Source organism: Lutibacter sp. (assembly GCF_033723435.1).
Lineage (GTDB): Bacteria > Bacteroidota > Bacteroidia > Flavobacteriales > Flavobacteriaceae > Lutibacter.
In genome coordinates this window covers 74,183-101,087 of record NZ_JAWVXC010000006.1, presented here as the reverse complement: position 1 = coordinate 101,087, position 26,905 = coordinate 74,183, and the positions used below count along the sequence as shown (strand labels likewise).

Genomic DNA, 26,905 nt, shown 5'->3' with positions numbered 1-26,905 from the left:
TAATGAATAAAATACTAATAATGAATACTAAATATATTGATTTAATAAATCAAACATTTGATTTCCCACAGGAAGAATTTACCATAGATAAAAATAAAAATTTACATTTCCATGAAATTGATACCATGCAATTGGTTGAAAAATTTGGAACACCTTTAAAATTCACCTATTTGCCAAAAATAAGTGAAAACATTCAAAATGCTAAAACATGGTTTAAGCATGCAATGAAAAAGCATAAATATAAAGGAAAATATAATTATTGCTATTGTACTAAAAGCTCTCATTTTAAGCATATTTTAAATGAAGCTTTAATAAATGATATCCATATTGAAACTTCATCAGCGTTTGATATTGATATTATTCAAAATTTAAAAAAAGAAGGAAAAATAACTGATAAAACCTATGTAATTTGTAATGGTTTTAAAAGAGATGCTTATATAAGTAAAATTCAAGATTTAATAAATAGTGGACATAAAAATTGCATTCCAATTATTGATAATTACGAAGAAATTGGTTTGCTTACAAAAGGCATTAAAAAAAAAATAAATATTGGAATTAGAATTGCATCAGAAGAAGAACCAAAGTTTGAATTTTATACCTCTAGATTAGGAATTGGTTACAAAAATATAGTTGATTTTTATAAACGAGATGTTGAAAACAATAAAAAATTGAAGCTAAAAATGCTGCATTTCTTTATAAATACTGGAATAAAAGATAATGCATATTATTGGAATGAGCTAAATAAGTGTTTAAAGGTGTATATCAATTTAAAACGAATTTGTCCTACTTTAGATAGTTTAAATATTGGAGGAGGATTCCCAATAAAAAACTCATTAGCATTTGATTACGATTATGAATATATGGTGGATGAAATAATAAATCAAATTAAAAGTGCTTGTGATGAAGCTAATGTACCAACTCCTCATATTTTTACTGAGTTTGGAAGCTATACAGTTGGAGAAAGTGGAGGAAGTATTTATAAAATTTTATATCAAAAAAAGCAAAATGATAGAGAGCGTTGGAATATGATAAACTCTTCGTTTATTACAACATTGCCAGATAGTTGGGCAATAAACAAACGATTTGTTTTATTACCTTTAAACCGATGGAATGATAATTATGAACGTGTTTTATTAGGAGGTTTAACTTGTGATAGTGATGATTATTATAATTCTGAACAACATATTAACGCTATTTATTTGCCAACTTATAAAGAAGAAAAACCATTATATATTGGCTTTTTTAACACAGGAGCTTATCAAGAATCACTTGGTGGATATGGTGGATTACAACACTGTTTAATTCCTCAACCAAAACACGTAATTATTTCAAAAAATAACGAAGGAAAATTAGAATATAAAGAATTTAAAGAACAACAAACCGCAAACGATTTTTTAAAAATATTAGGATATGAGCAATAAAACCTATGCTGGAATTCCAGAACAATATGCTAAAAGTGAAACTTCAAAAATAGTTTTAATTCCTGTACCTTATGATGGTACAAGCACTTGGCAAAAAGGAGCAAATAAAGGTCCTGAAGCATTTTTACATGCTTCAGAAAACATGGAAATTTATGATATAGAAACAGATTCTGAAGTATACAAAAATGGTATATTTTTAGCGGATTCTATAGAGGAAAATTCTTCTCCGGAAACTATGGTTGATGCCGTACATAAAACTGCAAAATCATACATAAATAAAAACAAGTTTGTAACACTTATAGGCGGTGAACATTCCGTTTCTATTGGCTCGATTAGAGCATTTAATGAATGTTTTAATAATTTAACAGTACTTCAAATTGATGCTCATGCCGATTTACGAAAAGAGTATGAAGGCTCTAATTGTAATCACGCTTGTGCAGTTTATGAAGCAAGTCAAAACACTAATTTAGTTCAGGTTGGAATACGCAGTATGGACAAAATTGAAAAAACAGTTATGGATTTAGATAAGGTGTTTTTTGCAAATGATATTTTGACAGACGATTATTGGATGGAAAACGCTATAGATTTAATGACCGACAATGTGTTTATTACTTTTGATTTAGATGCTTTAGATCCTTCAATTATGCCGTCAACAGGAACACCTGAACCAGGTGGACTTTTGTGGTATGAAACTTTAGATTTTTTGAAAAAAGTTTTTGAAGAAAAAAATGTTGTTGGTTTTGATATTATGGAATTATGCCCAAATGAAAAGGATAAATCTTCAGATTTTTTAGCTGCAAAATTATATTATAAAATGTTAAGCTATAAATTTAATAATCAGGATGATGAAGATGATTTTGATAATAATTCATTGTCAAAATCAATTAATAAAAAAAGCAAATTTGAAGAAGATGACTTTGAAGAATAATATATAATGATTCATAATGTTATTGCATATCATTTAGGTAAACGAATAAAATTAAAAAGTATTCGTAATAAATTTTCTTTTGAAATAGTAAAAAGAGAACACTCTTTTTTATTGTTTCAAATAGAGGAAAAATCATTTTTTTACCTAAAAGATTATGGTAGTATTGTTTTTATAAATACGAGTAAAGAATTAATAAAAACAATTATTGAACAAATTCTTGATGAGGTAATTTCAATAGACGATTTTCCTAATGAAAATTATCAATTAAAGGAAAACGTTGGAAATAAAATTCTTGTAGATTTTAACACAATTACAGTACCTAAATTTACATTAGATACTGCTCATATTGTGATGTTAAATTTAGGTCAATCGGTTGCGTTAGATAATTATTTTGATATGTCAATTGCATTGCTAGAAAATACAAGAGTTTATGCAAATGAATTAGAAAGTAGAGGATATATAAATCTAACAAGAAAAAAAGTTAGAAAATTTATTGGTAAAACAATGAACCTTAAAAATAGTATTGCTGAGAATCTGTTTATTTTTGAAACTTCTAATTTAGCATGGACAGATAGTAACTTAGCTATGCTTGACAATCAGATGCGAGAAGAATTAGAAATCGTAAACAGGCATCATGGATTACAACATAATTTAAGCGTAATAAGTGAAAATTTAGATTTTTTTAAAGACATTTTACAACACAGACATAGTAGTATATTAGAATGGATAATTATCATCTTAATTCTATTTGAAATTATACAAGTATTATTTGAATAAATATTAAAAAAATGAATAAACCAATATCAGAATTTATAGAAAAATATTATCTGCATTTTAATGCAGCTACTTTAGTGGATGCAGCTAAAGAGTACGATAATCAGTTAAATAAAGGTTCAAAAATGTTAGTCTCTTTGGCTGGAGCTATGAGTACAGCAGAAATAGGTAAAATATTTGCTGAAGTTATACGGCAAAATAAAGTGCATATAATTTCTTGTACAGGTGCAAATTTAGAAGAAGATATTATGAATTTGGTGGCGCATTCTCATTACAAAAGAGTGCCAAACTATAGAGATTTAACTCCTAAAGATGAATGGAATTTATTAGAAAAAGGGTTAAATAGAGTAACAGATACTTGTATTCCTGAAGAAGAAGCTTTTAGACGTTTACAAAAACATATTTTTAAAATTTGGAAAGATGCAGAAGAAAAAGGAGAACGTTTTTTTCCACATGAATTCATGTACAAGTTAGTTTTGTCAGGAGTATTAAAACCTTATTATGAAATTGATCCAAAAAATAGTTGGATGTTAGCAGCGGCTGAGGCAAACTTACCTATGGTAGTTCCAGGTTGGGAAGATAGTACAATGGGAAATATTTTCGCATCCTATGTAATGAAAGGGGAGTTAAAAGCAAGTACTATGAAAACAGGAATTGAATACATGAGCTTTCTAGCAGATTGGTATACTAAAAACTCAGAAAATGGCATAGGATTTTTTCAAGTAGGGGGAGGTATAGCAGGAGATTTTCCTATATGTGTTGTTCCAATGCTTTATCAAGATTTAGAAAGAACAGATACTCCATTTTGGAGCTACTTTTGTCAAATTTCAGATTCAACAACAAGTTATGGATCTTATTCAGGAGCAGTTCCTAATGAAAAAATTACTTGGGGGAAATTAGATATTGATACGCCAAAATACATTATTGAATCCGATGCAACCATTGTAGTACCATTAATATTTGCCTATTTATTAAAAATGTAAATTTTATATATGAAAAGAATAATTGTTGATTACAGTAAATTAACGAGTGATATATTAGATTTATTAGTCGAAAAATTCCCAACAGGATATAATTATAAAGATATAATTACATTTAAAAATGCTAAAGGTGAAACCATAAGAGCTGTTGAAGTTAGAACCGAAGATACCATTTATCTTGTTAAAATAAGTCTAAAATTAGAAGAAACTATGGATGAATATGATGCGGATGAAGATAATTTTGATGAAGCGTATGATGATGATTTTGAAGGAGTAGCAGAAGATATGGATGAGAGTTAATAAAGAACAGACATTATTAAAAATAAAAAACCCGCAAACTGCGGGTTTCTTTTTTTAGCAAGAAAAGTATTTAGTATTTAGATTCTTGTCCTAATTCTTTTACTAATAAATAATATACAATTGCTCTGTATTTATTTCGGTTAGATTTTCCCATTTTTTCAATTACTTTCTCAATAGCACTATCTAATTTTGGACTATCAGGCAAGCCTAATTTTTTCATTAAAAAGTTGTTTTTAACTGTTTCAAGTTCTTTAGGATCAGATCCAGATACTGTTTCAGCATCATTTTTATAGATTGATGGACCTAAACCTTTTGTTACTTTAGTTAATAAATCAGCATTAAAGCTGATTCCTAAATCTTTCATAGCACTTTCATATTGGGCTACTTTTTCATCGAATTTACTCATGAGTTGAATTTTTATTTTAACAATAGTATACTCAAATATATAAAATAAAATTAATCTTTTGTAGAAATATAATTCCTTCAATTTTGCCTTGCTAATAACCAGTTATTTAAAATGTAGAATTGCCATTTTTAACCAATATTTTAAAATTACTCAATGATTTTATGACAAATTGACATAAATAAAATAATGGCATAATCATTGTCTATTTTGTAATTGTTAAAAAAATAGAAACAGAAATTAAAAACATAAATTATGAGTAAAATTATAGGAATAGATTTAGGAACAACCAATTCTTGTGTTGCTGTAATGGAGGGTAACGATCCAGTGGTTATTCCTAATGCAGAAGGAAAAAGAACTACACCATCAATTGTTGCATTTATTGAAGGAGGAGAAAGAAAAGTAGGTGATCCTGCAAAACGTCAGGCAGTTACCAATCCTCTTAAAACCATTTCTTCAATTAAAAGGTTTATGGGGAATAAATTTTCTGAATGTAAAATGGAGGCAGATAGAATCCCATATAAAGTAGTAAAAGGAGATAATGATACGCCACGTGTAGATGTTGATGGAAGATTATATACTCCTCAAGAAATATCAGCAATGATTCTTCAAAAAATGAAAAAAACTGCTGAAGATTATTTAGGTACAGAAGTAACTGAAGCTGTAGTAACAGTGCCAGCTTACTTTAATGATTCTCAACGTCAAGCAACTAAAGAAGCAGGAGAAATTGCAGGTTTAAAAGTTAGTAGAATTATAAATGAACCTACTGCGGCAGCTTTAGCATATGGTTTAGATAAAAAAAGTGATGATGAAAAAATAGTAGTTTTTGATTTTGGTGGAGGTACACATGATGTATCTATATTAGAATTAGGAGATGGTGTTTTTGAAGTGTTAGCTACAGATGGTGATACTCACTTAGGAGGAGATGATGTAGATCAAAAAGTAATTGATTGGTTAGCAGATGAATTTAATAAAGAAGAAAGCATTGATTTAAGAAAAGATCCAATGGCTTTACAACGTTTAAAAGAAGCCGCTGAAAAAGCCAAAATTGAACTGTCATCATCTGCAAGTACAGAAATTAACTTGCCTTATATTACCGCTACAGCTTCAGGTCCAAAACACTTAGTTAGAACTTTATCAAAAGCAAAATTTGAAACTTTAATTGACGATTTAGTTCGTAGAACTATTGAACCTTGTAAAAAAGCATTAGAAAGTGCAGGTTTAACTACTTCTGATATTGATGATATTATTTTAGTAGGTGGTTCGACTCGTATTCCAGCAGTACAAGCTGCGGTAGAAAAATTCTTTGGTAAAGCTCCATCAAAAGGAGTAAATCCTGACGAAGTTGTTGCTGTAGGAGCTGCAATTCAAGGAGGAGTATTAACAGGAGATGTTAAAGATGTATTGTTATTAGATGTTACACCACTTTCTTTAGGAATTGAAACTATGGGTAATGTAATGACTAAATTGATTGAAGCCAATACAACCATTCCAACTAAAAAATCACAAGTGTTCTCAACAGCAGCAGATAATCAACCTTCCGTTGAAATTCATGTATTGCAAGGAGAAAGAGCAATGGCAGCAGATAATAAAACTATTGGTCGTTTTCATTTAGATGGGATTCCACCATCACCAAGAGGAGTGCCTCAAATTGAAGTAACTTTTGATATTGATGCAAACGGTATTATTCACGTTAAAGCTTCTGATAAAGCTACAGGTAAATCACAAGATATTCGTATTGAAGCATCTTCTGGATTAACTGAAGAAGAAATCAAAAAAATGAAAGCAGATGCAGATGCAAATGCTGAAGCAGATAAAAAAGCAAAAGAAACTGCAGAAAAAATTAATGGTGCAGATTCTATGATTTTTCAAACAGAAAAACAATTAAAAGAATTTGGTGATAAATTGTCAGCAGATAAAAAAACACCAATTGAAAATGCTTTAGCTGAATTGAAAAAAGCTTATGAATCTAAAGACCTTGCCCAAATTGATGCAGCAATGGAAAAGATAAATGAAGCATGGAAAGCTGCAAGTGAAGAAATGTACAAAGCAGAACAAGCAGGTCAACAACAAGCACAAGGAGCTCCAACAGGTGACGCAGGTAATGCAGAACCTAAAAATGAAGGAGATAATGTAGAAGATGTTGATTTTGAAGAAGTAAAAGAAGATTAAAACCTTTTTAATAGTAAAAAAAGAGGCTCAATTTTGAGCCTCTTTTTTGTTATAATTAATTTGTTATGCACGCATAATAATTAGTATATTTGAAAAAATAATTCGTAATGACTACCACAAAATTAACCGAACTTTTAAAGATAAAATATCCAATCATTCAGGCTCCAATGTTTTTAGTCTCTAATACTAAAATGGTTATTGAAGCTATGAAAAGTGGAATAGCAGGATGTATACCTGCGTTAAATTATAGAACGGATGAGGAGTTACGAGCAGCTCTTCAAGAGCTAAAAAATGCGAAAGTTGATGGAGGTTCATTTGGTTTTAATTTAATAGTTAACAAATCTAATGTTAAGTATAAACATCAATTAGATATTATTTGTTCTGAAGGAGCTGATTTTATTATTACTTCTTTAGGTAATCCTTCAGAAACGATAAAAAAGGCACATGAAAAAGGAATAAAAGTTTTTTGTGATGTAACGGACTTAAAATTTGCTCAAAAAGTGGAAAGTCTAGGAGCAGATGCAATTGTAGCGGTTAATAATCAAGCAGGTGGGCATAGAGGTAATATTGAACCAAAGGAATTAATTACTCAAATTGTTGAGAACTGTTCAATTCCAGTTATATCAGCTGGTGGAGTAGGATGTAAGTCCGATTTAGATAAAATGTTAGATTATGGAGCAGTTGGAGTTTCTGTTGGGAGTCCTTTCATTGCTTCTGAAGAAGCTAATGTAACACAGGAATATAAACAAGCTTGCGTAGATTATAATGCAAAATCTATTGTGGTTACTGAAAAGATTTCAGGAACGCCTTGTACAGTTATTAATACACCTTATGTAAAAAAAATTGGAACAAAACAGACTTGGATTGAAAATCTGTTAAATAAAAATAGAAAATTAAAAAAATGGGTGAAAATGATACGGTTTTCTATAGGGATGAAAGCTACACAAAATGCAGCTACAAAAGCTACCTATAAAACTGTTTGGGTTGCGGGGCCAAGTATTCAACACACTAAGGCAATTTTACCTGTACGTAAAATTATAGAAAACTTAATTAATTAAATTTTTAAATGCAGCTTCTAAGTTTTGAAATTTGAATTTAAAACCTGTATTCATTATTTTTTTTGAAGATACTCTACTTCCTTTTAATAAAATAATAGACATTTCACCAAAAATTAATTTAAATATAAAGGAAGGTATATTTGGCAACCAAATTTTTTTACCTAAAGAACTTGCTATTTTTTTGGTAAGCTGTTTGTTATTACAATAATCTGGAGCAACAGCATTATAAACACCTTTTAGTTCATTATTTTCAATTGCTTCTAAATACATATTACATAAATCATCAATATGTATCCAAGGGATGTATTGATTTCCGCTACCTAAAGCAGCTCCAAATCCAAATTTTATAGGTTTAAATATTTTTGGAAATGCACCACCTTCGTTTGAAAGTACAACTCCTGTTCTAAAAATAACAGTTCTTATATTTAAAGAATTAAATTGCAAGGATGCTTTTTCCCATAATTTGCAAATTTCACTTACAAAGTCATCTCCTGAAGTATCATTTTCTTCATAAATTTTTTCAGTAGTTGCTGCTCCATAATATCCAATTCCAGAAGCAGAAATAAAGCCTTTTAGATTTGGATTAATTTCTTTTACTTTTTTAAATAATAAATCTGTTGAATCAACTCTACTATTAATTAAAACTTTTTTTCTTGCCTTAGTCCATTTTTTATCAGCAATACCAGATCCCGCCAAGTGAATTATATAATCTGTTTCAATTATAGCTTGTTCATCAATATAATTATTATTAATATTCCAATAAAATGATGTTGGTTCTTCTTTTTTAGTTCTACTTAAAACTAATACTTTGTAGCCTTTTTTATTTAGTAGATTGGCTAAATGTTTTCCAATAAGACCAGTACCTCCAGTTATTAAAATATTTACCATAAAAAAACAGTTATTTTGTAATATTTAAATATACAAAATAACTGTTTTAAAGAATAAAACTATTAAATTTAATTGTGTGCAATTTGATTTGCCAATTTTAATGGGGCTACATTATTCATTCCTATTTTTAATGCTTCTTCATTTAAAGGAATTAAATGATGATATCTTTCTGGAAGTGATTTTTCAAGTCCAGCAAGTACATTTTCTAATTTAACAATTGGTTTAATTTTTAGAAATGCACCCATTACCACCATGTTAAATATCTTTTTATTTCCCATTTCAGCAGCCAATTTACTACCTTCAATTTGAAATATTTGAATATCGGTTCTTGTTGGATGATGTGTAATACCATTAGGATCATATATTAAAACTCCACCTGGTTTTACAGATTCTTCGAATTTATCCATTGACTGCTGATTTAAAATAATAGCAGTATCATAAACTTTTAAATAAGGAGAACTTATTCTTTCATCACTTAAAATAACAGTTACGTTAGCGGTTCCGCCACGCATTTCTGGTCCATAAGATGGCATCCAACTTACTTCTTGATCTTGCATTATGCCAGAATAGGCTAAAATTTTACCCATAGAAAGTACACCTTGTCCACCAAATCCAGCTATAATAATTTCTTCTGTCATAACTATATTATTTTAATTTACCATTTACTTTAATATCTCCTAAAGGATAATATGGAAACATATTATCTACCATCCACTCATTAGCGTCATTTGGTGTCATTTTCCAACCTGAATTACAGTTCGAAACTATTTCAACAAATGAAACTCCTTTTTTTAATTTCAAGTTTTCAAAAGCTTGGCGTATTGCTTTTTTAGCTTTACGCGCATGTTTGTGAGTATGAACAGATTGTCTTGTAACATAGTAGGTTCCGGGTAACTGAGCTACTAATTCAGTCATTTTTAAAGGAGATCCCATAGTTTGTATATCTCTACCAAAAGGAGATGTTGATGATTTCATTCCTTCTAAAGTGGTTGGAGCCATTTGTCCACCAGTCATTCCATAAATACCATTATTTACAAATATGATAACAATATTTTCACCTCTATTACAAGCATGAATAGTTTCAGCAGTTCCAATAGCTGCTAAATCTCCATCACCTTGATAAGTAAATACATATTTTTTAGGCCATGTTCTAGCAATTGCTGTTGCAACAGCAGGAGCACGTCCATGTGCTGCTTGAGTCATATCTATGTTCATGAAGTCATATGCTAAAACAGAACATCCAACAGGAGCAACACCAATAGTATCTTCTGTAATTCCCATTTCATCAATAACTTCCATAGTTAAATTATGGGCAGTTCCATGACCACACCCAGGGCAATAAGACAATGGTGTGTCGGTCATTAATTTTGTTTTACAAAATACTTGATTCTCGGGTTTTATGATGTCTAATACTTCCATTATTTATAATTTTTTGTTCTAAAGCTTCTAAAATTTCTTCAGGAGTATGAATAATTCCTCCTGTTCTACCAAAATGTTCTACTGGTATTTTAGACTCTACGGAGAGTCTAACATCTTCTACCATTTGACCAGAGTTTAATTCAACACTTAACATTCCTTTTACTTGGTCTGCTAATTCAAATAATTGTTTTTTAGGAAAAGGGAATAGAGTTATTGGGCGTAATAATCCAACTTTTATTCCTTTTTCTCTTGCTATCTCAACTGCTTTTTGTGCAATTCTGGCACTTGATCCATAGGCTACAATTAAATATTCAGCATCATCGCAATTAATTTTTTCAAAACGAAGATCTTCATTTTCCATTTGCTCATATTTTTTCATTAATCTATGAACTCTAGCTTCCATTTTCTCAGATTGTAGATCAAGCGAAGTTATAATATTTCTTTCTCTACCTTTGGTTCTACCAGTTGCAGCCCAACTTCCACATTCTTTAATTACTTCTTCGTCTGTTCTGCGTTGTTTTTGTGGTTTCAACTCTACTTTTTCCATCATTTGACCGATTAAGCCATCGGATAAAATAAGTACAGGTGCTTTATATTTAAATGCGATATCAAATGCATCTTCAACAAAATCTGACATTTCTTGAACGGATGATGGTGCAAGTACATATAATTTATAATCGCCATGACCACCACCTTTTACAGATTGAAAATAATCTGCTTGTGAAGGTTGAATTGTACCTAAACCTGGTCCACCACGAACTACATTAACTATTACAGCAGGCAATTCAGCTCCTGCTATGTAAGAAATTCCTTCTTGTTTTAATGAAATACCAGGGCTAGAAGAAGAAGTGAAAACTTTTTTTCCTGTACTAGCGGCTCCATAAACCATGTTTATTGCTGCAATTTCACTTTCTGCTTGTAAAACAACCATTCCTGTACGTTTTTCAGGTTGTTCATTCATTAAATATTCTATTAATTCTGTTTGTGGGGTAATTGGGTAACCAAAGTAAGCATCTGCACCTGCTCTAATAGCTGCTTCAGCTAAAGCTTCGTTTCCCTTCATTAATTTTAATTCTGACATGTTACTAAGTTTTAAATTATGCTGAAACTTTAACTCTATATACTGATATAGCTCTATCAGGGCAAACTATTGCACAGTTTGTACAACCAGTACAAGCTTCAGGGTTTTCCATATAGGCATAATGATATCCTTTACGGTTAACTTCTTTGGACATACTAATAACGTTGTCTTGACATACAGGCATACATACCTCACAGCCTTTACAAGTTTCAGTATCTACAACTATTGCTCCTTTTACTTTTGCCATTTTAATAATTTTAATAGTTATTACTACATTGTAATTTAATTATTTTCAAAGATACAGCGAAAACGTTATCGAAACTATGATATTTGTCAATACAAATGTGATATCCATTTTTTGAAATGTTTTAATATGCTTTTTTGTTTTGTTAATTAAATATATATTTTTATCTTTGACTGACTATTCAGTCATAAAACATATAATGTAGATGTCACCACGTACTGAGAAACAATTTGAAGAAATAAGACGCGTTAATGAAAAAATAATATTAGAAGCGGCTTTATCTCTTTTTGCTGAAAAAGGATATAATAGCACTTCTATGGATTCTATTGCTAAACAGGCAAAAGTTTCTAAAGGAAACTTGTATAATTATTTTAAAAATAAAGAGGCTTTATTAGAAAGTGTTTTGCAGAACGGAATTAATCAGTTTTCTGAACTTTATTATGAAAATCAACTTGAATTAGAATCTGAAGATGATTTTGAGCAATTTTTAAGGGCTAACTTCAAAATTTTAAAAGCAAATAAACAGTTTTGGAAACTATATTACAGCTTACTTACTCAAACTCAAATTCAACATTTATTTCAAAAATTATTTTCACCTTTTTTAGAACAATATATGAAAGTTTTTGAAGCTTATTTTTATAAGAAAGGTGATGAAAATCCAACTGCAACAGCTATGCTTTTAGGAAGTATTATTGATGGCGTTTCACTTTGTTTTATTGTTATGGAAGAAATTTATCCATTAGAAGATGTACAAAAAAAAATAATTGAAAAATTTAAATAAATATGTAATGAAACTAAAAACCCTTTTTATCATTTTATTAATTTTTGCAATCGGATCAGTAGAAATTAATGCTCAGGAAAATTTAACCGCGTCAGAAATTGTTCAAAAATCGGATGAATTAATTCGTGGAAAAACAAATACTTCTATAGTTAATATGGAGATAATTAGACCCACTTGGAAACGTACAATAGGAATAAAAAGTTGGGGAAGAGGACAAGATTATTCAATGGACTACATTACTTCGCCGGCACAAGACAAAGGTCAGGTTTTTTTGAAACTGAAAACAGAAATGTGGAATTACATTCCCGCAATTGGCAGAATGATTAAAATTCCGGCTTCAATGTTATCACAAGGTTGGATGGGTTCTGATTATACCAATGATGATATTTTAAAGCAAAGTTCAATTGTGGTAGATTACAATCATAAACTAATAGATGAAGAAACCGTAAATGGTTATAAAAGCTATAAAATTGAAATGACACCAAAAGAAGATGCTGCAGTGGTTTGGGGGAAAATAATTATGTGGATAATTGAAGATAACTTTATTCAAATTAAAACCGAGTTTTACGATGAAGACAATGATTTGGTTAAAAGTGAATTTGGGTATGATTTTAAAAATATGGGTGGAAGATTAATCCCTACCCGAATAGAAATTGTTCCAGCAAATGAAGAAGGTAAAAAAACAGTGCTGTACATAAAAGAAATGAAATTTAATATTGATTTGCCGGCAACGTTTTTTTCACAACAAAACATGAAACGTGTACACTAATTTTGTAAATCTTAAGAAATGCTTACAATTTTAAAATTAGCCTGGCGAAATATTTGGCGAAACAAACGTAGAACTGCAATAACTATTGCATCCATAATGTTTGCATTGTTTTTTGCAATTATTATGCGCGCTTTTCAAATTGGCTCGTATGTAAAAATGAAAGAAAATGCTGTTGAATCGTATTCCGGTTATTTTCAAATTCATAAAAAAGGATATTGGAGTGATAAAAAAATAGATGCTGTTTTTAATATGAATGAAGACAGTATAAAAAAATTAGCGAAAAACCCAAAAATAAAAGTGATAATTCCGAGATTAGAGTCTTTTTCATTAGCTTCTTCCGGAAGTGTTTCAAAAGGTGTTGCCGTGTTGGGAATTGATCCTGAAAAGGAAAATGAAATGACTAAAATTAAAAGCTATTTAAAAGAAGGAAGTTATATAAACGCAACCGATAATTCAATTTTGGTAGCGAGTGATTTAGCCAAGTTTTTAAATGTACAAGTAAACGATTCGTTGGTTTTATATTCCTCAGGTTATCATGGTTCTAGTGCTGCAGGATTATTTCATATAAAAGGAATTTTAAAATTGCCGATGCCCGAAATGAACAAAAGTACCTTGTACATGCCGCTGGCAGCAGCTCAAAAATTTTTTTCAACAGGAAACCAATATACAGGATTAATTTTTGATTTGTATGCCATTGATGATGCGCCAATTGTTGAACAAACTATTTCAAAACAGCTTAATTTGAATACCTATGAAATTATTGACTGGCAAATAATGAATAAAGATTTATTGCAAATGATAGCTTCAGACAATGCCGGCGGAATTATTATGATTGTAATTTTATATTTGGTAATTGCATTTGGAATTTTTGGAACTGTATTAATGATGACTACCGAACGCATCCGAGAATTTTCGGTAATGATAGCTATTGGTATGCAAAAAGCTAAATTGATATGGGTGGTAATTTGGGAATTAATACTCATTACTTTTTTAGCAGTTATAGCAGGAGTAATATTGAGTTTGCCAGTATTAATTTATTTTTATTACAATCCAATTCAATTTACTGGTGAAGCAGTTCAAGCAATGAAAAATTTTAATTTCGAGCCTGTAATGCCTGTCGCAATAAATACGCAATTATTTGTAAATCAAGCTATCGCAATTGCTATTATAAGCATGCTGGCTATGTTTTATCCGGTATTAAAAATAAAAATGTTAAAAGTTGTTGAAGGATTAAAATCGTAATTATATGTCTATGTTATTTAAAATTGCCTGGAGAAATATTTGGAGAAGTAAGCTCAGAAGTGTTGTGGTTATTTTTGCTATTGCATTTGGATTGGTAGGTGGTTTGGGTGCATCAGCATGGATGAATGGTATGGCCAAACAAAGAGTTAAAAATTCTTTTGATTATCAAATAGCGAATATTCAATTGCATAATCCGAATTTTGCACTGAATTTAGATGTTAAAAAAACAATTGATAGTGTCAATCAAAAAATAGCAGCTATAAAAAAGATGAATGGTATCAAGGCTGTTACAAAGCGGTTAAAAGTTTCTGGAATGGCTTCAACTGCAAATAAAAACTTAGGAGTTACTATTATTGGTGTAAATCCAAAAAGTGAAAGAGAAGTTTTTAGCCTGTATAAAACAATTGATTCTGTTTCAGGAAATTTCTTTGAAACTGAAACAAAAAATGGCATTGTTATTTCTAAGGCTCTAGCAAAAAAATTAAAGGTAAAACTACACTCTAAAATTGTACTTACATTTCAGGATTTTAATGGTGAATTAACAGGTGCTGCATACAAAATTATTGGTCTGTTTAAAACTAGTGATAGTAATTGGGATAAATCAAATGTATTTGTAAGAAATAATAATTTCAGAAAAGTTTTAGGAGTTCCAGCAAATGAATACCATGAAATTGATATTACGTTAAATGATTATAAACAAGCTCCTATCATTTCAAAGATAATTCAACAGAAATTTCCAAAAGTACTTAGTGAAGACTGGGCACAAATAGATCCGTATACAAGTCTTTTAAACAATGTTATGGGTGTTATGATGGGTGTTTTTATGATGATTATTTTAGCAGCTCTTGGTTTTGGTATTGTAAACACCATGTTAATGGTAATTTTAGAACGAACCAAAGAAATAGGTATGTTAATGGCTATAGGTTTAAATAAGAAAAAACTTTTTATAGTTATTATGTTAGAAACCATTTTTTTGTCGTTAGTAGGCGCCATTGTAGGCGAGCTTATAAGTATGTTGTTAATCAGGTATTTTGGTGTTGTTGGAATTGATTTATCATCTATGCAACAAGGGTTGGAATCTGTTGGTTACAGCGCTATTACTTATCCAACATTAGAGTTTATCCGCTATATACAAATTACAATAATGGTAATTATTACCGGAATTTTAGCTTCAATTTATCCGGCTTTAAAAGCATTAAAATTAAATCCGGCTGAAGCAATTAGAACAGTTTAATAAAAAATAAAAATAAAATGAGTGTTATAAAAATATCAAACCTAACAAAAATATATAACAAAACGCAAGTGCCAGTACATGCGGTTAATGGAATTAATTTAACCTTTGAAGAAGGTGAGTTTGTAGCAATTGTTGGGCCCTCAGGCTGTGGCAAAACAACATTTATGAATATGATTGGTGGTTTAGAAGAACCAACTTCAGGAAGTGTTGAAATTAACGAAACCAATATTTCAGCTTTAACTTCAAACCAGCGTATTAATTTTAGATTGCAAAATATTGGTTTTATTTTTCAATCTTATAATTTAATTCCTGTGCTTACTTCAAAAGAAAATGTGGCATTTATTATGCAACTTCAAAATAAGCCAAAAAACGAAATTGAAGAACGTACTACTCAATTATTGCAATCGGTAGGTTTAGGAAATAAAATTAATAGCAAACCAAATCAAATGTCGGGCGGGGAGCAACAACGTGTAGCGGTTGCAAGAGCGTTGGCTTCGAAACCAAAATTTGTGTTGGCAGATGAACCAACTGCTAACCTCGATTCTAAAGCAACTACACAATTGCTTGATATTATGAAAAAATTAAATGAGGAAGAAAATATGACATTTATTTTTACAACGCATGACCAGCGAGTTGTAGATAAAGCTCGCCGAATTATTACGCTTGAAGATGGGAAAGTTATTTCCGATCAAATTATCAGCTAATGTATTTGCAATTAAAACTTTTTAAAATGAAACAATTTTGGTTGAGTATTTTTTTGATTTTCAGCTGTTTAAGGGTTGTAAATGCACAAGAAAATTATTCTTTAAGTGGCTATGTAAAAGGGTTATCTTCCATACAGTTTTCAAATACTTCTAAGTCTTTTGTTGAAAATACAATCCACAATCGTTTTGATTTTAATTGGTACGCCACCAATAAAATAACAATTACTGCAGGGATGAGAAATAGATTTATTTTTGGAAGTTCCATAAATCAAATTCCTGATTACGCTCGTTATTTAGGTGAAGATTCGGGTTTTTTAAATTTAACAGATATTTGGCTTAATAAAAATGCCACAATCGGAATTTCACAACTCGACCGATTTTTTATGGATTATACTTCTGGAAAATTTGAAGTTGCAATTGGTAGACAACGCATAAATTGGGGACAAGCGTTTGTATGGAATCCGAATGATTTATTTAATACCTATTCCTATTTCGATTTTGATTATGAAGAAAAACCAGGAAGTGATGCTTTACGAATGCAATATTATTTGAATGAAACCAGTAAAATAGAATGGACAACTGCAATTGATAATGATAAAAAAGTTACTTCTGCATTATTGTATAAATGGAACACGCATGGTTATGATATTCAGGTTTTAACTGGTATTTATTCACAAACCGATTGGGTAGTTGGAGCAGGTTGGTCGGGAAGCATTGCCGGTGGAGGTTTTAATGGTGAATTAACTTACTTCCATCCAATTACAACTTCTATAAATAATGATAAGTTAACGGCAGTAATTCATTACGATTATACCTTTAAAAACTCTTTGAGTTTACAATTTGAAACGTTATACAATGGTTTTGGTAACAATTCAAGTAGTAGTTCTTTAGAATCGTTTTCTTTAATGAGTTTAAATGCTAAAAATTTATTCCCTGCTAAAACAGCTTTTTTTGGTAGTGCTTCTTATAATGTAAGTCCTTTGTTAACAGCAATGCTTTCCGGAATGGTTGGTAAAGGTGGTGATTTTTTATATGCTGGACCAACGCTTACATATTCACTTTCAAATAACAAAGAATTATCCGTTGTAGCTCAGTTGTATCAACTTAAAAAGGATGCTTTAACTATGCAATCTATTTTTGGCGGAGCAGTTTTTGCTCGCTTAAAATGGGCATTTTAATTTAATATAAAGATTTATATTTAGTTGGATTAGCTTCGTGCATTACGTTATAAATTGCTTCAAAAATAGTTTCATGGTTTGGTTTAGAAAAATAATCTCCATCAGTACCAAATGCAGTTCTATGATTTTTAGCCGTTAAAGTGGTAGGTTTACTATCTAAAAATTGATACGCATTTTGTTTTTCTAAAATTTCTTGCAATAAATAAGCGGATGCTCCACCTGGAACATCTTCATCAATAATTAATAATCGATTGGTTTTTTCAATACTTTTTACAACCTCATGTTTTAAATCGAATGGTAATAAACTTTGTACATCAATTAGTTCTATATCAATTTCAACTTGTTGTAATTTAGTAATAACTTCTTCTACTATTTTAAGTGTAGAACCGTAAGAAACTACTGTAATGTCGTTACCTTCTTTTAACACTTCTATTTCCCCAATAGGGGTTTTAAATTCCCCAAGATTATTAGGTAATTTTTCTTTTAATCGATATCCATTTAAATTTTCAACAATTAAAGCAGGTTCATCACATTCTAATAAAGTATTGTAAAATCCTGCAGCTTTTGTCATATTTCTAGGAACTAATATATTCATTCCTCTTAATAAATGTACAATTGCTCCCATTGGGGAACCTGAATGCCAAATACCTTCTAATCTATGTCCACGAGTTCTAACAATTAATGGGGCTTTTTGTTTACCAGCAGTTCTATAATGTAAGGTTGCTAAGTCATCACTCATTATTTGTATTGCGTACAATAAATAATCTAAATATTGAATTTCAGCAATTGGACGTAATCCACGTAATGCCATTCCAATACCTTGTCCAATAATTGTAGCTTCTCTAATACCTGTGTCTGCAACACGTAATTCTCCATATTTTTCTTGTAAACCAACTAAACCTTGGTTAACATCACCAATTTTACCGGTATCTTCCCCAAAAATTAGTAAGTTTTTATGATTGCTAAAAAGAGTGTCAAAATTTTCTTTTAAAACTAACCGGGCATCTACTAACTTTGCATTTTCATCATAAGTAGGATTTACTTTAGAGGAAGAATTTACTTTTTGTTCCGAATTACTGTATAGATGAGAATCAAATTTTGGTTGTTCAGATTTGGTATAATTAGCTATCCAATTTTGTAATTCTGTTTTTATATTAGAATTTTCATTTATCGTATAAATAAGAGCATTTTTTGCTGCTGAAATTATATCCTTTCTAGCTGGATCAATTTCGCTCATTAAATCTGTTCGTAATTTTAGAATAAATGTTTTGTTTTTGCTGGTATTTGCAATTTTTTCAAGTAATACTGCAACTTCTTTTCTTTTTTCTAAAATAGGATTTAAAAACGCATTCCAAGCATTTCTTTTTGCTTCTCTAACTTCTTTTTTTGCTTCTTTTTCTATTTCAATTATTTCGTCTTCAGAATTCACAATTTTTAAAGAGTTACCATTTTCGTCCTCTAAATTAAATTCTAAAACCCAATCTCTTAATTTTGAGTTACAATCGTTTTGTTTTTCATAGTTTAAACGATCTTTGTCTTTATATCTTTCGTGAGAACCAGAAGTTGAATGTCCTTGAGGTTGTGTTAAATGTTTAACGTGAATTAATACAGGAACATGTTCTTCTCTTGCAATTTTAGAAGCTTTGGCGTAAACATCAATTAATTTTGGATAATCAAAGCCGTCAACAACAAATATTTCATAACCTTTTTCATTTTCATTTCGTTGAAAACCTGCTAGAATTTTTGAAATACTTTCTTTTGTAGTTTGATATTTTGCAGGAACTGAAATACCATAATCATCATCCCAAACACTTATTACCATTGGAACTTGTAAAACTCCAGCGGCATTAAAAGTTTCAAAAAATAAACCTTCTGAAGTACTTGCATTTCCTATTGTTCCCCATGAAATTTCGTTCCCGTTATTTGAAAACAATGGGTTTTTAAGTCCGTCAACATTTCGATAAATTTTAGAAGCTTGTGCAATTCCTAGCATTCTAGGCATTTGTCCAGCGGTAGGTGAAATATCGCTACTAGAATTGTATTGCTCGGTTAAATTTTTAAACTGTCCGTGATTGTCTAAACTATGCGTAGCAAAATGACCTCCCATTTGTCTACCTCCAGACATTGGATCATCTTTAATACTTGGGTTAGCATATAAACCAGCAAAAAATTGTTCAGGAGAAAGTTCTCCAATTGCCATCATAAAAGTTTGATCTCGGTAATAACCCGATCTAAAATCACCTTTTTTAAAAGCTTTAGCCATTGCTAATTGTGGCACCTCTTTTCCATCGCCAAAAATACCAAACTTTGCTTTACCGGTTAAAACTTCTCGTCTTCCTAAAATACTACATTCTCTACTTATAACGGCTAATTTATAGTCATTTAAAACTTCTTTTTTAAATTGTTCAAAGGAAAGCTGTTTAGAATTAGTAGTAGAAATAGTCGACATATAATTTTGATTTTTTAGTTTTGCAAAGTTACAATTTTTATATCATTTTTAAAAATACGATAATCAAACTGAAATATTTCAATTTATATTGAATATAATTCAATAAACACATCTATAATTTGATAAATAGGAAATGAAAAATAAATAATTGTAAAAATTAGAAAAATCCTCTTCGTATAAAATTATAGATTTTTTTTGGTTGAATTTCTAAAACAAACCTAATTCTTGAACTATAACTTGGTTGACTAAGTTCCCATCCTAAATTGGAATGAAAAGGGAAATAAATTTCTAAAATATCTTGTATAAAATTTAAACGAATACCGTTTTCATGTGCAAAATATACTTTTGAATTTTTGTTTTTTACAAAACCAACATCGTTATAAACTTCAATCCATCTCCAAATTCCAATACTGGTGTTAAATGTTGATAACCATTCATTTGCATAAGGCACTTCTAATTTAGATTTGAATCCTCCTTCGTTTATAATAACCTGTTGGCTAAAAATTCCCGAAGTTTCGGATCTTCCTAAATAGTTGTATTGAAATAGATAATCTGTAGGTCTATCTAATGCAAAATTAAAATAAGTAGATTGTGTTTTATTAGACAAAAATACTCCTGCAAAAAATCTAAAATCGAATTGTCTGTTAGTGTCTGTTAGTTTTCGGTATCTAGCTGTTAACGAAACCTTACTAAATTTATTTGCTACCTGGATATCAGTGAACAATCTGATATCTTCAATAATTGCAGGTTTGGCATAACCATAACTAAGATTAAATACATTGTATTTATTAGTTTCTAACGGTAAAGTTTGCGTTGGAGATTTTTCTCTATCAATCATTGTAAAAGATGCCATTAGTGCATTGCTACTAACATCTCTTAAATTTTTACGTTTAAATTGTACTAAAACGTACGGGTTTAAACTGTTGTAAGTTAGGTTGTTATCATAATGATAGTTGCTTCCAAACAAACCTATAGCAAATTTGTTTACTTTTTTATTTTCGGGTAGATATTCATAAAGCATAGAATAATTCCCTGAAAAAGTCTTACTTTTTGTACTATATGAAGGAATAATTTTATAAGTGAAATTTTTCTTTAAAATAGTTTTATTAGAGATTGCTAAACCAATTATTGCACCATCATAATAATTAAATCGGAAAACAGGAGTGTAAAATAATTCGTTATAATATGGGTTTTCAATATCCTTTAAAAATTTAACTTGTAAAGGACGATTTAAAATGCTTTTATTAATGTTTTTCCAATTATTTTTAAAATTACTTTCAGGTAATAAGGATTCGTAATTTAAAGAAAGCCTGTTAAATCCATCTTTTGGAATAGTTATTTTAGTTATTGAATCAATATTTGTAAGCCATTTTCTGTATTTAATTTCCTTGTCTTTAATACCATATAATTCAATTGGAGCTGTAAAATTTCGTTTATTTTCAATCGTTACTTTTAAGGAATCGTTTTCTTGTTCAATTTTTTTAATAGTATAATCAATTTTTTTATTAGTATTTAAAAAATCGGTTTTAAACCATTTAATATCTTTATCCGTATTAATAAAATTAAAAAATAAATTGCTATTTGTTTTTTTGCTGACATAAGCTTTTGAAAAGTGTACAATAGCGCTATCAATTTTTTGATTTCCCAAATAATGATTTAGATATTGCAAACCAATACCAGCTTTATATTTATTGGTTATTTTTCGATTAAAGTTAGATAAAGAATCGGCTTGCATAGTTAATGCCTGATCTAAATTTTTACGTGCCGCAAATTGATGAACAAAATTGTATTTCTGATTAAAATCAATTTTAGCAATATTGAAATTTCTAATTCCCCATATTTTTGAAGCACTTCCAATAGCTTTAATTTCTGGATAATAATTTTCAACATATTTAATCATTAAATAGGTTTGTATGCCATCAGCTAACCAATTATCTTTTCTTCTATTAAATAAAAATGAGCGATTAATGTACTCTTCGGTAATTGCCTTAAACATTTTAATATCCCATTCAAAAGTATCACTAAAAGGGGCTATAAATGAAGGAAGCTGATTAAAACCGTAAATTGGATTTTTATCATAATTTACCTTATTAACAAACAATTTTTTATGTGGAAATTTCCCTAAATAACTTTTAATAAATTCTAATTCTCTATTTAATATTTCTGTTTTTACAGGAATTTTAAGTTTATCAGAATTTAAGTTAGAAACTACATTAACAGGTTTTGATTTGTAAGAAACAAAATCTTTTAAATCATCAATATTTATTTCAACATCTAATATGTTTTTTCCAGATAAATTATAAATATTCTCCTTGTTTTTTGTACTGTAACTACTAGTTAAATTGGTATGAATTTCAAATTTTTCAGGAACTGTAAATGTAATTTTATAGTTGGTGAAATTTTGATACAAATCATCCATGTTTAAATTGGAATAGGCTTGCCAAGTTTTATCAAAAATAGCAGGAGCTAAATACCAATATCGTAAATTATATTCGTCATCAGAAAATCCATATCCTGTATATTTTGAATAAGGTAATTTAACCGTGTATTTTGCAGTAATTAAAATAGAATCTTTTGGTTTTAAAGGTTTATCAAGTATTACTTTTAAAATATCAGGATTTTTATCTTTAATTTCCCAATTAGCTTCTTTGTTACTAACTAATAGTTGATGAATATTGGTGTTTCCTCTGTTTTTATCAGGTGCAAAATGAAAGGCTTTTTTATAATTTTCAACAAATCGTTCAGCTAAAGGAGTATTTTTATCTTTGTAAGCATTTGCCCAGTTATGAAAATAAACTTCATTAAAAGCAACCTTAGAATTATTATAAAAAACAGTTCTTTGAGTAATATCTATTTCATTAGTTTCTACATTTAATTTTGCATTAATATAAATGGAATTGTTTTGAGAAATAGATTTCTGAATACAAAAAACGTAAATAATTATAGTTGCTAAAATGTATTTTTTCAATTTAGGGGCTTTTAAAAATTTGGGCTAAATTTGTATTTGTTATAAAATGTATCAATAACTTCTAAAACTTCATCTTCTGAATCCACAATAGAAAACAGGTTTAAATCTTCTTTATTAATATTTCCTTGCTCAATTAGTGTGTTTTTAAGCCAATCAATTAAAGGAGTCCAAAAAGTTACACCTACTAAAACAATTGGAAATTTTCCAATTTTTTTCGTTTGAATTAAAGTGATTGCTTCAAAAAGTTCATCCATAGTACCAAATCCACCTGGCATAGCAACAAAGCCTTGAGAGTATTTAGTAAACATTACTTTGCGTACAAAAAAGTAATCAAAATCTAAAACTTTATCATCATCTATATAAGGGTTCTCATGTTGTTCATGTGGTAATTCAATATTCAATCCTACCGATGTTCCACCGCCACGTTTTGCACCTTTATTACCTGCTTCCATAATTCCAGGACCACCACCAGTTATAATTCCGTAACCGTGTTTGGTAAGTTTATAGGCAATATTTTCAGCTAATTTATAATACTTATGATCTGGCTTTGTACGTGCAGATCCGTAAATAGTAACGCAAGGTCCAATTTTACTCAAACGCTCAAATCCTTCTACAAATTCTGCCATAATTTTAAAAATCGCCCAAGAGTCATTAGTTTTTACTTCGTTCCAAGTTTTTTGTTTAAACTTTTCACGAATTTTGTTTTCTTCGTTTTTAGTCATTTTTATGATTTTTTTTTAAAGCGAATGGCTAAGTTAATTCTTTTTTTAAAAACTTAGCAGTGTAGCTTTTATTGTGTTTAACAATTTCTTCTGGCGTTCCTTGGCATACAATTGTACCGCCTTTTTTTCCTCCTTCCATACCAATATCAATAATATAATCGGCTAATTTTATTACGTCTAAATTATGCTCAATTACTAAAACGGTATTTCCTTTGTTAGTTAACTTATTTAGAACTTCCATAAGTACTCTTATATCTTCAAAATGAAGTCCAGTAGTAGGTTCATCTAAAATATAAAAAGTGTTTCCAGTATCTTTTTTTGATAATTCCGATGCTAATTTTATTCGTTGGGCTTCGCCTCCGGATAATGTTGTAGATTGCTGACCTAAAGTTATATATCCTAAGCCAACATCTTGTATGGTTTTTAATTTTCTATGTATTTTAGGTATATTTTCAAAAAATTGAACCGCAACATTAATGGTCATATTTAGAATATCAGAAATAGATTTTCCTTTATATCTAATTTCTAGAGTTTCTCTGTTAAATCGTTTTCCTTGACAAGTTTCACATTCTACATGAACATCCGGTAAAAAATTCATTTCAATAACTTTTACACCTGCACCTTGACAAGTTTCGCATCTTCCACCTTTAACATTAAAAGAAAATCTTCCTGGTTTATAACCTCTAATAGATGCTTCGCTTGTTTTAGCAAACAGGCTTCTAATTTCACCAAAAACACCTGTGTATGTTGCAGGGTTTGAACGTGGGGTTCTACCAATAGGAGACTGGTCAATAGCAATAACTTTATCCACATAATTTAACCCTTCAATATTTTTATAAGGCATTGGTTTTTTTACACCTCTGTAAATATGATGGTTTAAAATAGGGTATAAGGTTTCGTTAATTAATGTAGATTTTCCACTTCCAGAAACACCTGTAACACAAATCATTTTACCTAAAGGAAAACTAACGGTTACGTTTTTTAAATTATTTCCGGAAGCTTCATAAAGTGTAATTTGATTTCCATTACCATCTCTTCGATGTTTTGGAATTTCAATGGTTTTGGTTCCGTTTAAGTAATCAGCGGTTAAGGTTTTATGTTTTTTTAATTGTTGAAAATTTCCTTCGCTTACAATTTCTCCTCCGTGTAAACCAGCTCCTGGACCAATATCTAAAACAAAATCGGCATGTTCAATCATCTCCTTATCATGTTCCACTACAATTACAGAATTACCTATGTCGCGTAAATTTATTAAGGAATTAATTAATTTTTTATTATCTCGCTGATGTAAACCGATACTTGGTTCATCTAAAATATATAAAACTCCAACTAGTTGAGAACCAATTTGAGTTGCTAATCTAATGCGTTGTGCTTCACCACCGGATAAAGATTTAGAACTTCTATCGAGTGTTAAATAACCTAAACCTACATCTAATAAAAACTGAATTCTTGTCCTAATTTCTTTTAAAATTTCAGAAGCTATTTTGAGTTGTTTTTCTGAGAGTTTTTCTTCAATTTTTGAAAACCATTTTGCTAATTCCTGAATATCTAAATGAGCAAGATCGGAGATATTTTTATTGTTTATTTTAAAATATAAAGCTTCTTTTCTAAGTCTATTTCCGTGGCACGTTTCACAAGGAATTTCATCCATAAAATTATTAGCCCAACGTTTAATAGAACTACTTTCGCTATGTTTATATTGGTTTTCAATAAACTTAATAATACCTTCAAAATCTATTTCATAATTACGGGTAATTCCCAAGGTTTTTGATGCAATTTCAAATTTTTCATTTCCACCATTTAAAATGGTATCTAATGCTTCTTTTGGAATTTTAGAAATAGGATCGGTTAATTCAAAATTATAGCGTTCAGCAATTAATCGAAGCTGTTTAAAAATCCAACTATTTTTTTGTTCTCCTAGTGGAACTATTCCTCCATTTTTTATGGAAATACTATTGTCAGGAATTATTTTTTTTATGTTGACTTTATTGTTTTTTCCTAATCCGTTACAAGTTTTACAGGCTCCTTTTGGAGAATTAAATGAAAAAGTATTTGGCTCAGGATTTGGGTAAGAGATACCAGTATCAGGACACATTAAATCTCTGCTGAAATACCTTGGTGTTTCAGAGTTGTGTTCTATTAACATAAGTACGTTATCTCCTGTATATAAAGCTGTTGTGATTGTTTCTTCTAATCTTTTTTCAGAAGATTTGTTAACTAATAAACGATCAATAACAATTTCAATATCATGAGTTTTATATCGATCTAATCGCATTCCTCTTTCCAGCTCTTTTATTTCTCCATCAACTCTAACACGAATAAATCCTTGTTTACTAATTTGTTCAAACAGCTCACGATAATGCCCTTTTCTTGATTTTACAATGGGAGCTAAAATCACAATTTTTTTACCATCAAATTCAGTTAAAATTAAATTTTTTATTTGCTCATCGCTATAGCTAACCATTTTTTTATTGGTGTTATACGAATAAGCATCAGAAGCTCTAGCAAATAAGAGTCTTAAAAAATCATAAATTTCAGTAATAGTACCAACGGTAGAACGTGGACTTTTATTAGTAGTTTTTTGTTCAATTGAAATTACCGGAGAAAGTCCTTCAATTTTATCTACATCAGGTCGTTCTAATCCTCCTAAAAATTGCCTAGCGTAAGCTGAAAAAGTTTCAATATACCTTCGTTGACCTTCAGCATATATGGTGTCAAATGCTAATGAAGATTTTCCACTACCGCTTAAACCAGTTATTACTACTAATTTTTCTCTAGGAATTCGTACATCAATATTTTTCAAGTTGTGTACCCGTGCTCCAAAAACTTCTATATATTCTTCGTTAGTTGCCATTCAGTTTTTTGCAAAAACGCAAAGTTAAAAAAATGAAACCAAAATTTAGGCTAATGTTGATGTCTTATTTTGAAAATTAGTATATTGCGTTAAAAATTTACTCTTTTGAAATATATAGAATCATTACGTCATTTTTTTGAAAAACACGGTTTTGCTGTTTCTTCAAGATTAGCAGATAGGTTAGGAATGAATGTGTCTAATGTTCGATTATTTTTTATTTACATATCGTTTGTAACTTTAGGTTTTTCGTTTGGAATTTATTTAACGTTAGCTTTTTTATTACGATTAAAAGATATGATTTACACCAAACGAAGTTCTGTTTTTGATTTATAATTG

24 protein-coding genes are annotated in these 26,905 nt (G+C 29.7%); 14 read left to right on the top strand and 10 right to left on the bottom strand.

The window, feature by feature from the left end:
- The first annotated feature begins 20 nt into the window (after positions 1-20).
- Genes R3342_RS10070 through R3342_RS10050 form a run of 5 tightly spaced genes read left to right on the top strand, consistent with a single transcriptional unit; the run spans position 21 to position 4,403 of the window.
- Positions 21-1,421 carry an arginine decarboxylase gene (locus R3342_RS10070; protein WP_318939905.1) on the top strand — a complete coding sequence of 467 codons (1,401 nt, stop codon included), beginning with the start codon at positions 21-23 and terminating at the stop codon, positions 1,419-1,421.
- Complete coding sequence (speB, locus tag R3342_RS10065; RefSeq protein ID WP_318939904.1) at positions 1,411-2,349, top strand: agmatinase; 939 nt, start codon at positions 1,411-1,413, stop codon at positions 2,347-2,349. Before R3342_RS10070 ends, speB begins: the two co-directional genes overlap by 11 nt.
- A gap of 6 nt (positions 2,350-2,355) precedes the next feature.
- Entirely contained in the window at positions 2,356-3,126 is a 771-nt protein-coding gene (locus R3342_RS10060) for an RMD1 family protein (RefSeq protein WP_318939903.1), read from the top strand.
- An 11-nt stretch (positions 3,127-3,137) separates the two neighbouring features.
- Positions 3,138-4,106 (top strand): deoxyhypusine synthase family protein, encoded by a 969-nt coding sequence (locus R3342_RS10055; RefSeq protein ID WP_318939902.1) that lies wholly within the window; start codon positions 3,138-3,140, stop codon positions 4,104-4,106.
- 9 nt (positions 4,107-4,115) lie between these two features.
- Positions 4,116-4,403, top strand: a complete 288-nt coding sequence (locus tag R3342_RS10050) for a hypothetical protein (protein ID WP_318939901.1) — start codon at positions 4,116-4,118, stop codon at positions 4,401-4,403.
- Between the two features lie 70 nt (positions 4,404-4,473).
- On the opposite strand, the gene R3342_RS10045 is transcribed toward R3342_RS10050, so the two are convergent.
- A complete protein-coding gene (locus R3342_RS10045; protein ID WP_318939900.1) occupies positions 4,474-4,809 on the bottom strand; it encodes a DUF2853 family protein in 336 nt (111 codons plus the stop codon).
- A 252-nt stretch (positions 4,810-5,061) separates the two neighbouring features.
- Between R3342_RS10045 and dnaK the strand changes: the two genes are divergently transcribed.
- Both dnaK and R3342_RS10035 read left to right on the top strand, forming a co-directional pair.
- Positions 5,062-6,978, top strand: coding sequence for a molecular chaperone DnaK (gene dnaK, locus R3342_RS10040; protein ID WP_318939899.1), 1,917 nt, complete (start codon positions 5,062-5,064; stop codon positions 6,976-6,978).
- A 107-nt stretch (positions 6,979-7,085) separates the two neighbouring features.
- Positions 7,086-8,036, top strand: coding sequence for a nitronate monooxygenase (locus tag R3342_RS10035; protein WP_318939898.1), 951 nt, complete (start codon positions 7,086-7,088; stop codon positions 8,034-8,036).
- Here R3342_RS10035 and R3342_RS10030 read toward each other — a convergent pair.
- The 5 genes from R3342_RS10030 to R3342_RS10010 form a co-directional block, all read right to left on the bottom strand.
- A complete protein-coding gene (locus R3342_RS10030; RefSeq protein ID WP_318939897.1) occupies positions 8,025-8,924 on the bottom strand; it encodes a TIGR01777 family oxidoreductase in 900 nt (299 codons plus the stop codon). The genes R3342_RS10035 and R3342_RS10030 overlap by 12 nt on opposite strands.
- A gap of 68 nt (positions 8,925-8,992) precedes the next feature.
- A complete protein-coding gene (locus R3342_RS10025; protein WP_318939896.1) occupies positions 8,993-9,562 on the bottom strand; it encodes a 2-oxoacid:acceptor oxidoreductase family protein in 570 nt (189 codons plus the stop codon).
- Positions 9,563-9,569: 7 nt separating this feature from the next.
- Positions 9,570-10,343: a thiamine pyrophosphate-dependent enzyme gene (locus R3342_RS10020; RefSeq protein ID WP_318939895.1), complete on the bottom strand. Its 774-nt coding sequence runs from the start codon at positions 10,341-10,343 to the stop codon at positions 9,570-9,572.
- Complete coding sequence (locus R3342_RS10015; protein WP_318939894.1) at positions 10,297-11,424, bottom strand: 3-methyl-2-oxobutanoate dehydrogenase subunit VorB; 1,128 nt, start codon at positions 11,422-11,424, stop codon at positions 10,297-10,299. Before R3342_RS10015 ends, R3342_RS10020 begins: the two co-directional genes overlap by 47 nt.
- A 16-nt stretch (positions 11,425-11,440) precedes the next feature.
- The gene (locus tag R3342_RS10010; protein WP_318939893.1) at positions 11,441-11,671 is read right to left on the bottom strand and encodes a ferredoxin family protein; all 231 of its coding nucleotides are present in this window, start codon (positions 11,669-11,671) and stop codon (positions 11,441-11,443) included.
- A 202-nt stretch (positions 11,672-11,873) separates the two neighbouring features.
- On the opposite strand from R3342_RS10010, the gene R3342_RS10005 reads away from it, so the two are divergent.
- From R3342_RS10005 to R3342_RS09980, 6 genes are read left to right on the top strand one after another with little or no spacing between them, the layout of a single operon-like run.
- Positions 11,874-12,449 carry a TetR/AcrR family transcriptional regulator gene (locus R3342_RS10005; RefSeq protein ID WP_318939892.1) on the top strand — a complete coding sequence of 192 codons (576 nt, stop codon included), beginning with the start codon at positions 11,874-11,876 and terminating at the stop codon, positions 12,447-12,449.
- A gap of 7 nt (positions 12,450-12,456) precedes the next feature.
- Positions 12,457-13,218 carry an outer membrane lipoprotein-sorting protein gene (locus R3342_RS10000; RefSeq protein WP_318939891.1) on the top strand — a complete coding sequence of 254 codons (762 nt, stop codon included), beginning with the start codon at positions 12,457-12,459 and terminating at the stop codon, positions 13,216-13,218.
- Positions 13,219-13,236: 18 nt separating this feature from the next.
- Positions 13,237-14,460: an ABC transporter permease gene (locus tag R3342_RS09995; protein WP_318939890.1), complete on the top strand. Its 1,224-nt coding sequence runs from the start codon at positions 13,237-13,239 to the stop codon at positions 14,458-14,460.
- Between the two features lie 4 nt (positions 14,461-14,464).
- Positions 14,465-15,694, top strand: a complete 1,230-nt coding sequence (locus tag R3342_RS09990) for an ABC transporter permease (protein WP_318939889.1) — start codon at positions 14,465-14,467, stop codon at positions 15,692-15,694.
- A gap of 17 nt (positions 15,695-15,711) precedes the next feature.
- Complete coding sequence (locus tag R3342_RS09985; protein WP_318939888.1) at positions 15,712-16,398, top strand: ABC transporter ATP-binding protein; 687 nt, start codon at positions 15,712-15,714, stop codon at positions 16,396-16,398.
- Positions 16,399-16,424: 26 nt separating this feature from the next.
- Positions 16,425-17,576, top strand: a complete 1,152-nt coding sequence (locus tag R3342_RS09980) for a hypothetical protein (protein WP_318939887.1) — start codon at positions 16,425-16,427, stop codon at positions 17,574-17,576.
- Position 17,577: 1 nt separating this feature from the next.
- Here the strand turns inward: R3342_RS09980 and R3342_RS09975 are convergent, their stop codons facing one another.
- The 4 genes from R3342_RS09975 to uvrA form a co-directional block, all read right to left on the bottom strand.
- Entirely contained in the window at positions 17,578-20,025 is a 2,448-nt protein-coding gene (locus tag R3342_RS09975; protein ID WP_318939886.1) for a thiamine pyrophosphate-dependent enzyme, read from the bottom strand.
- A 157-nt stretch (positions 20,026-20,182) separates the two neighbouring features.
- Positions 20,183-22,993 (bottom strand): aminopeptidase, encoded by a 2,811-nt coding sequence (locus R3342_RS09970; RefSeq protein WP_318939885.1) that lies wholly within the window; start codon positions 22,991-22,993, stop codon positions 20,183-20,185.
- 11 nt (positions 22,994-23,004) lie between these two features.
- Positions 23,005-23,715, bottom strand: coding sequence for a TIGR00730 family Rossman fold protein (locus tag R3342_RS09965; protein WP_318939884.1), 711 nt, complete (start codon positions 23,713-23,715; stop codon positions 23,005-23,007).
- Between the two features lie 28 nt (positions 23,716-23,743).
- Entirely contained in the window at positions 23,744-26,569 is a 2,826-nt protein-coding gene (uvrA, locus tag R3342_RS09960; RefSeq protein ID WP_318939883.1) for an excinuclease ABC subunit UvrA, read from the bottom strand.
- Positions 26,570-26,674: 105 nt separating this feature from the next.
- On the opposite strand from uvrA, the gene R3342_RS09955 reads away from it, so the two are divergent.
- Positions 26,675-26,902: a PspC domain-containing protein gene (locus tag R3342_RS09955; protein WP_318939882.1), complete on the top strand. Its 228-nt coding sequence runs from the start codon at positions 26,675-26,677 to the stop codon at positions 26,900-26,902.
- Positions 26,903-26,905 lie beyond the last annotated feature (3 nt).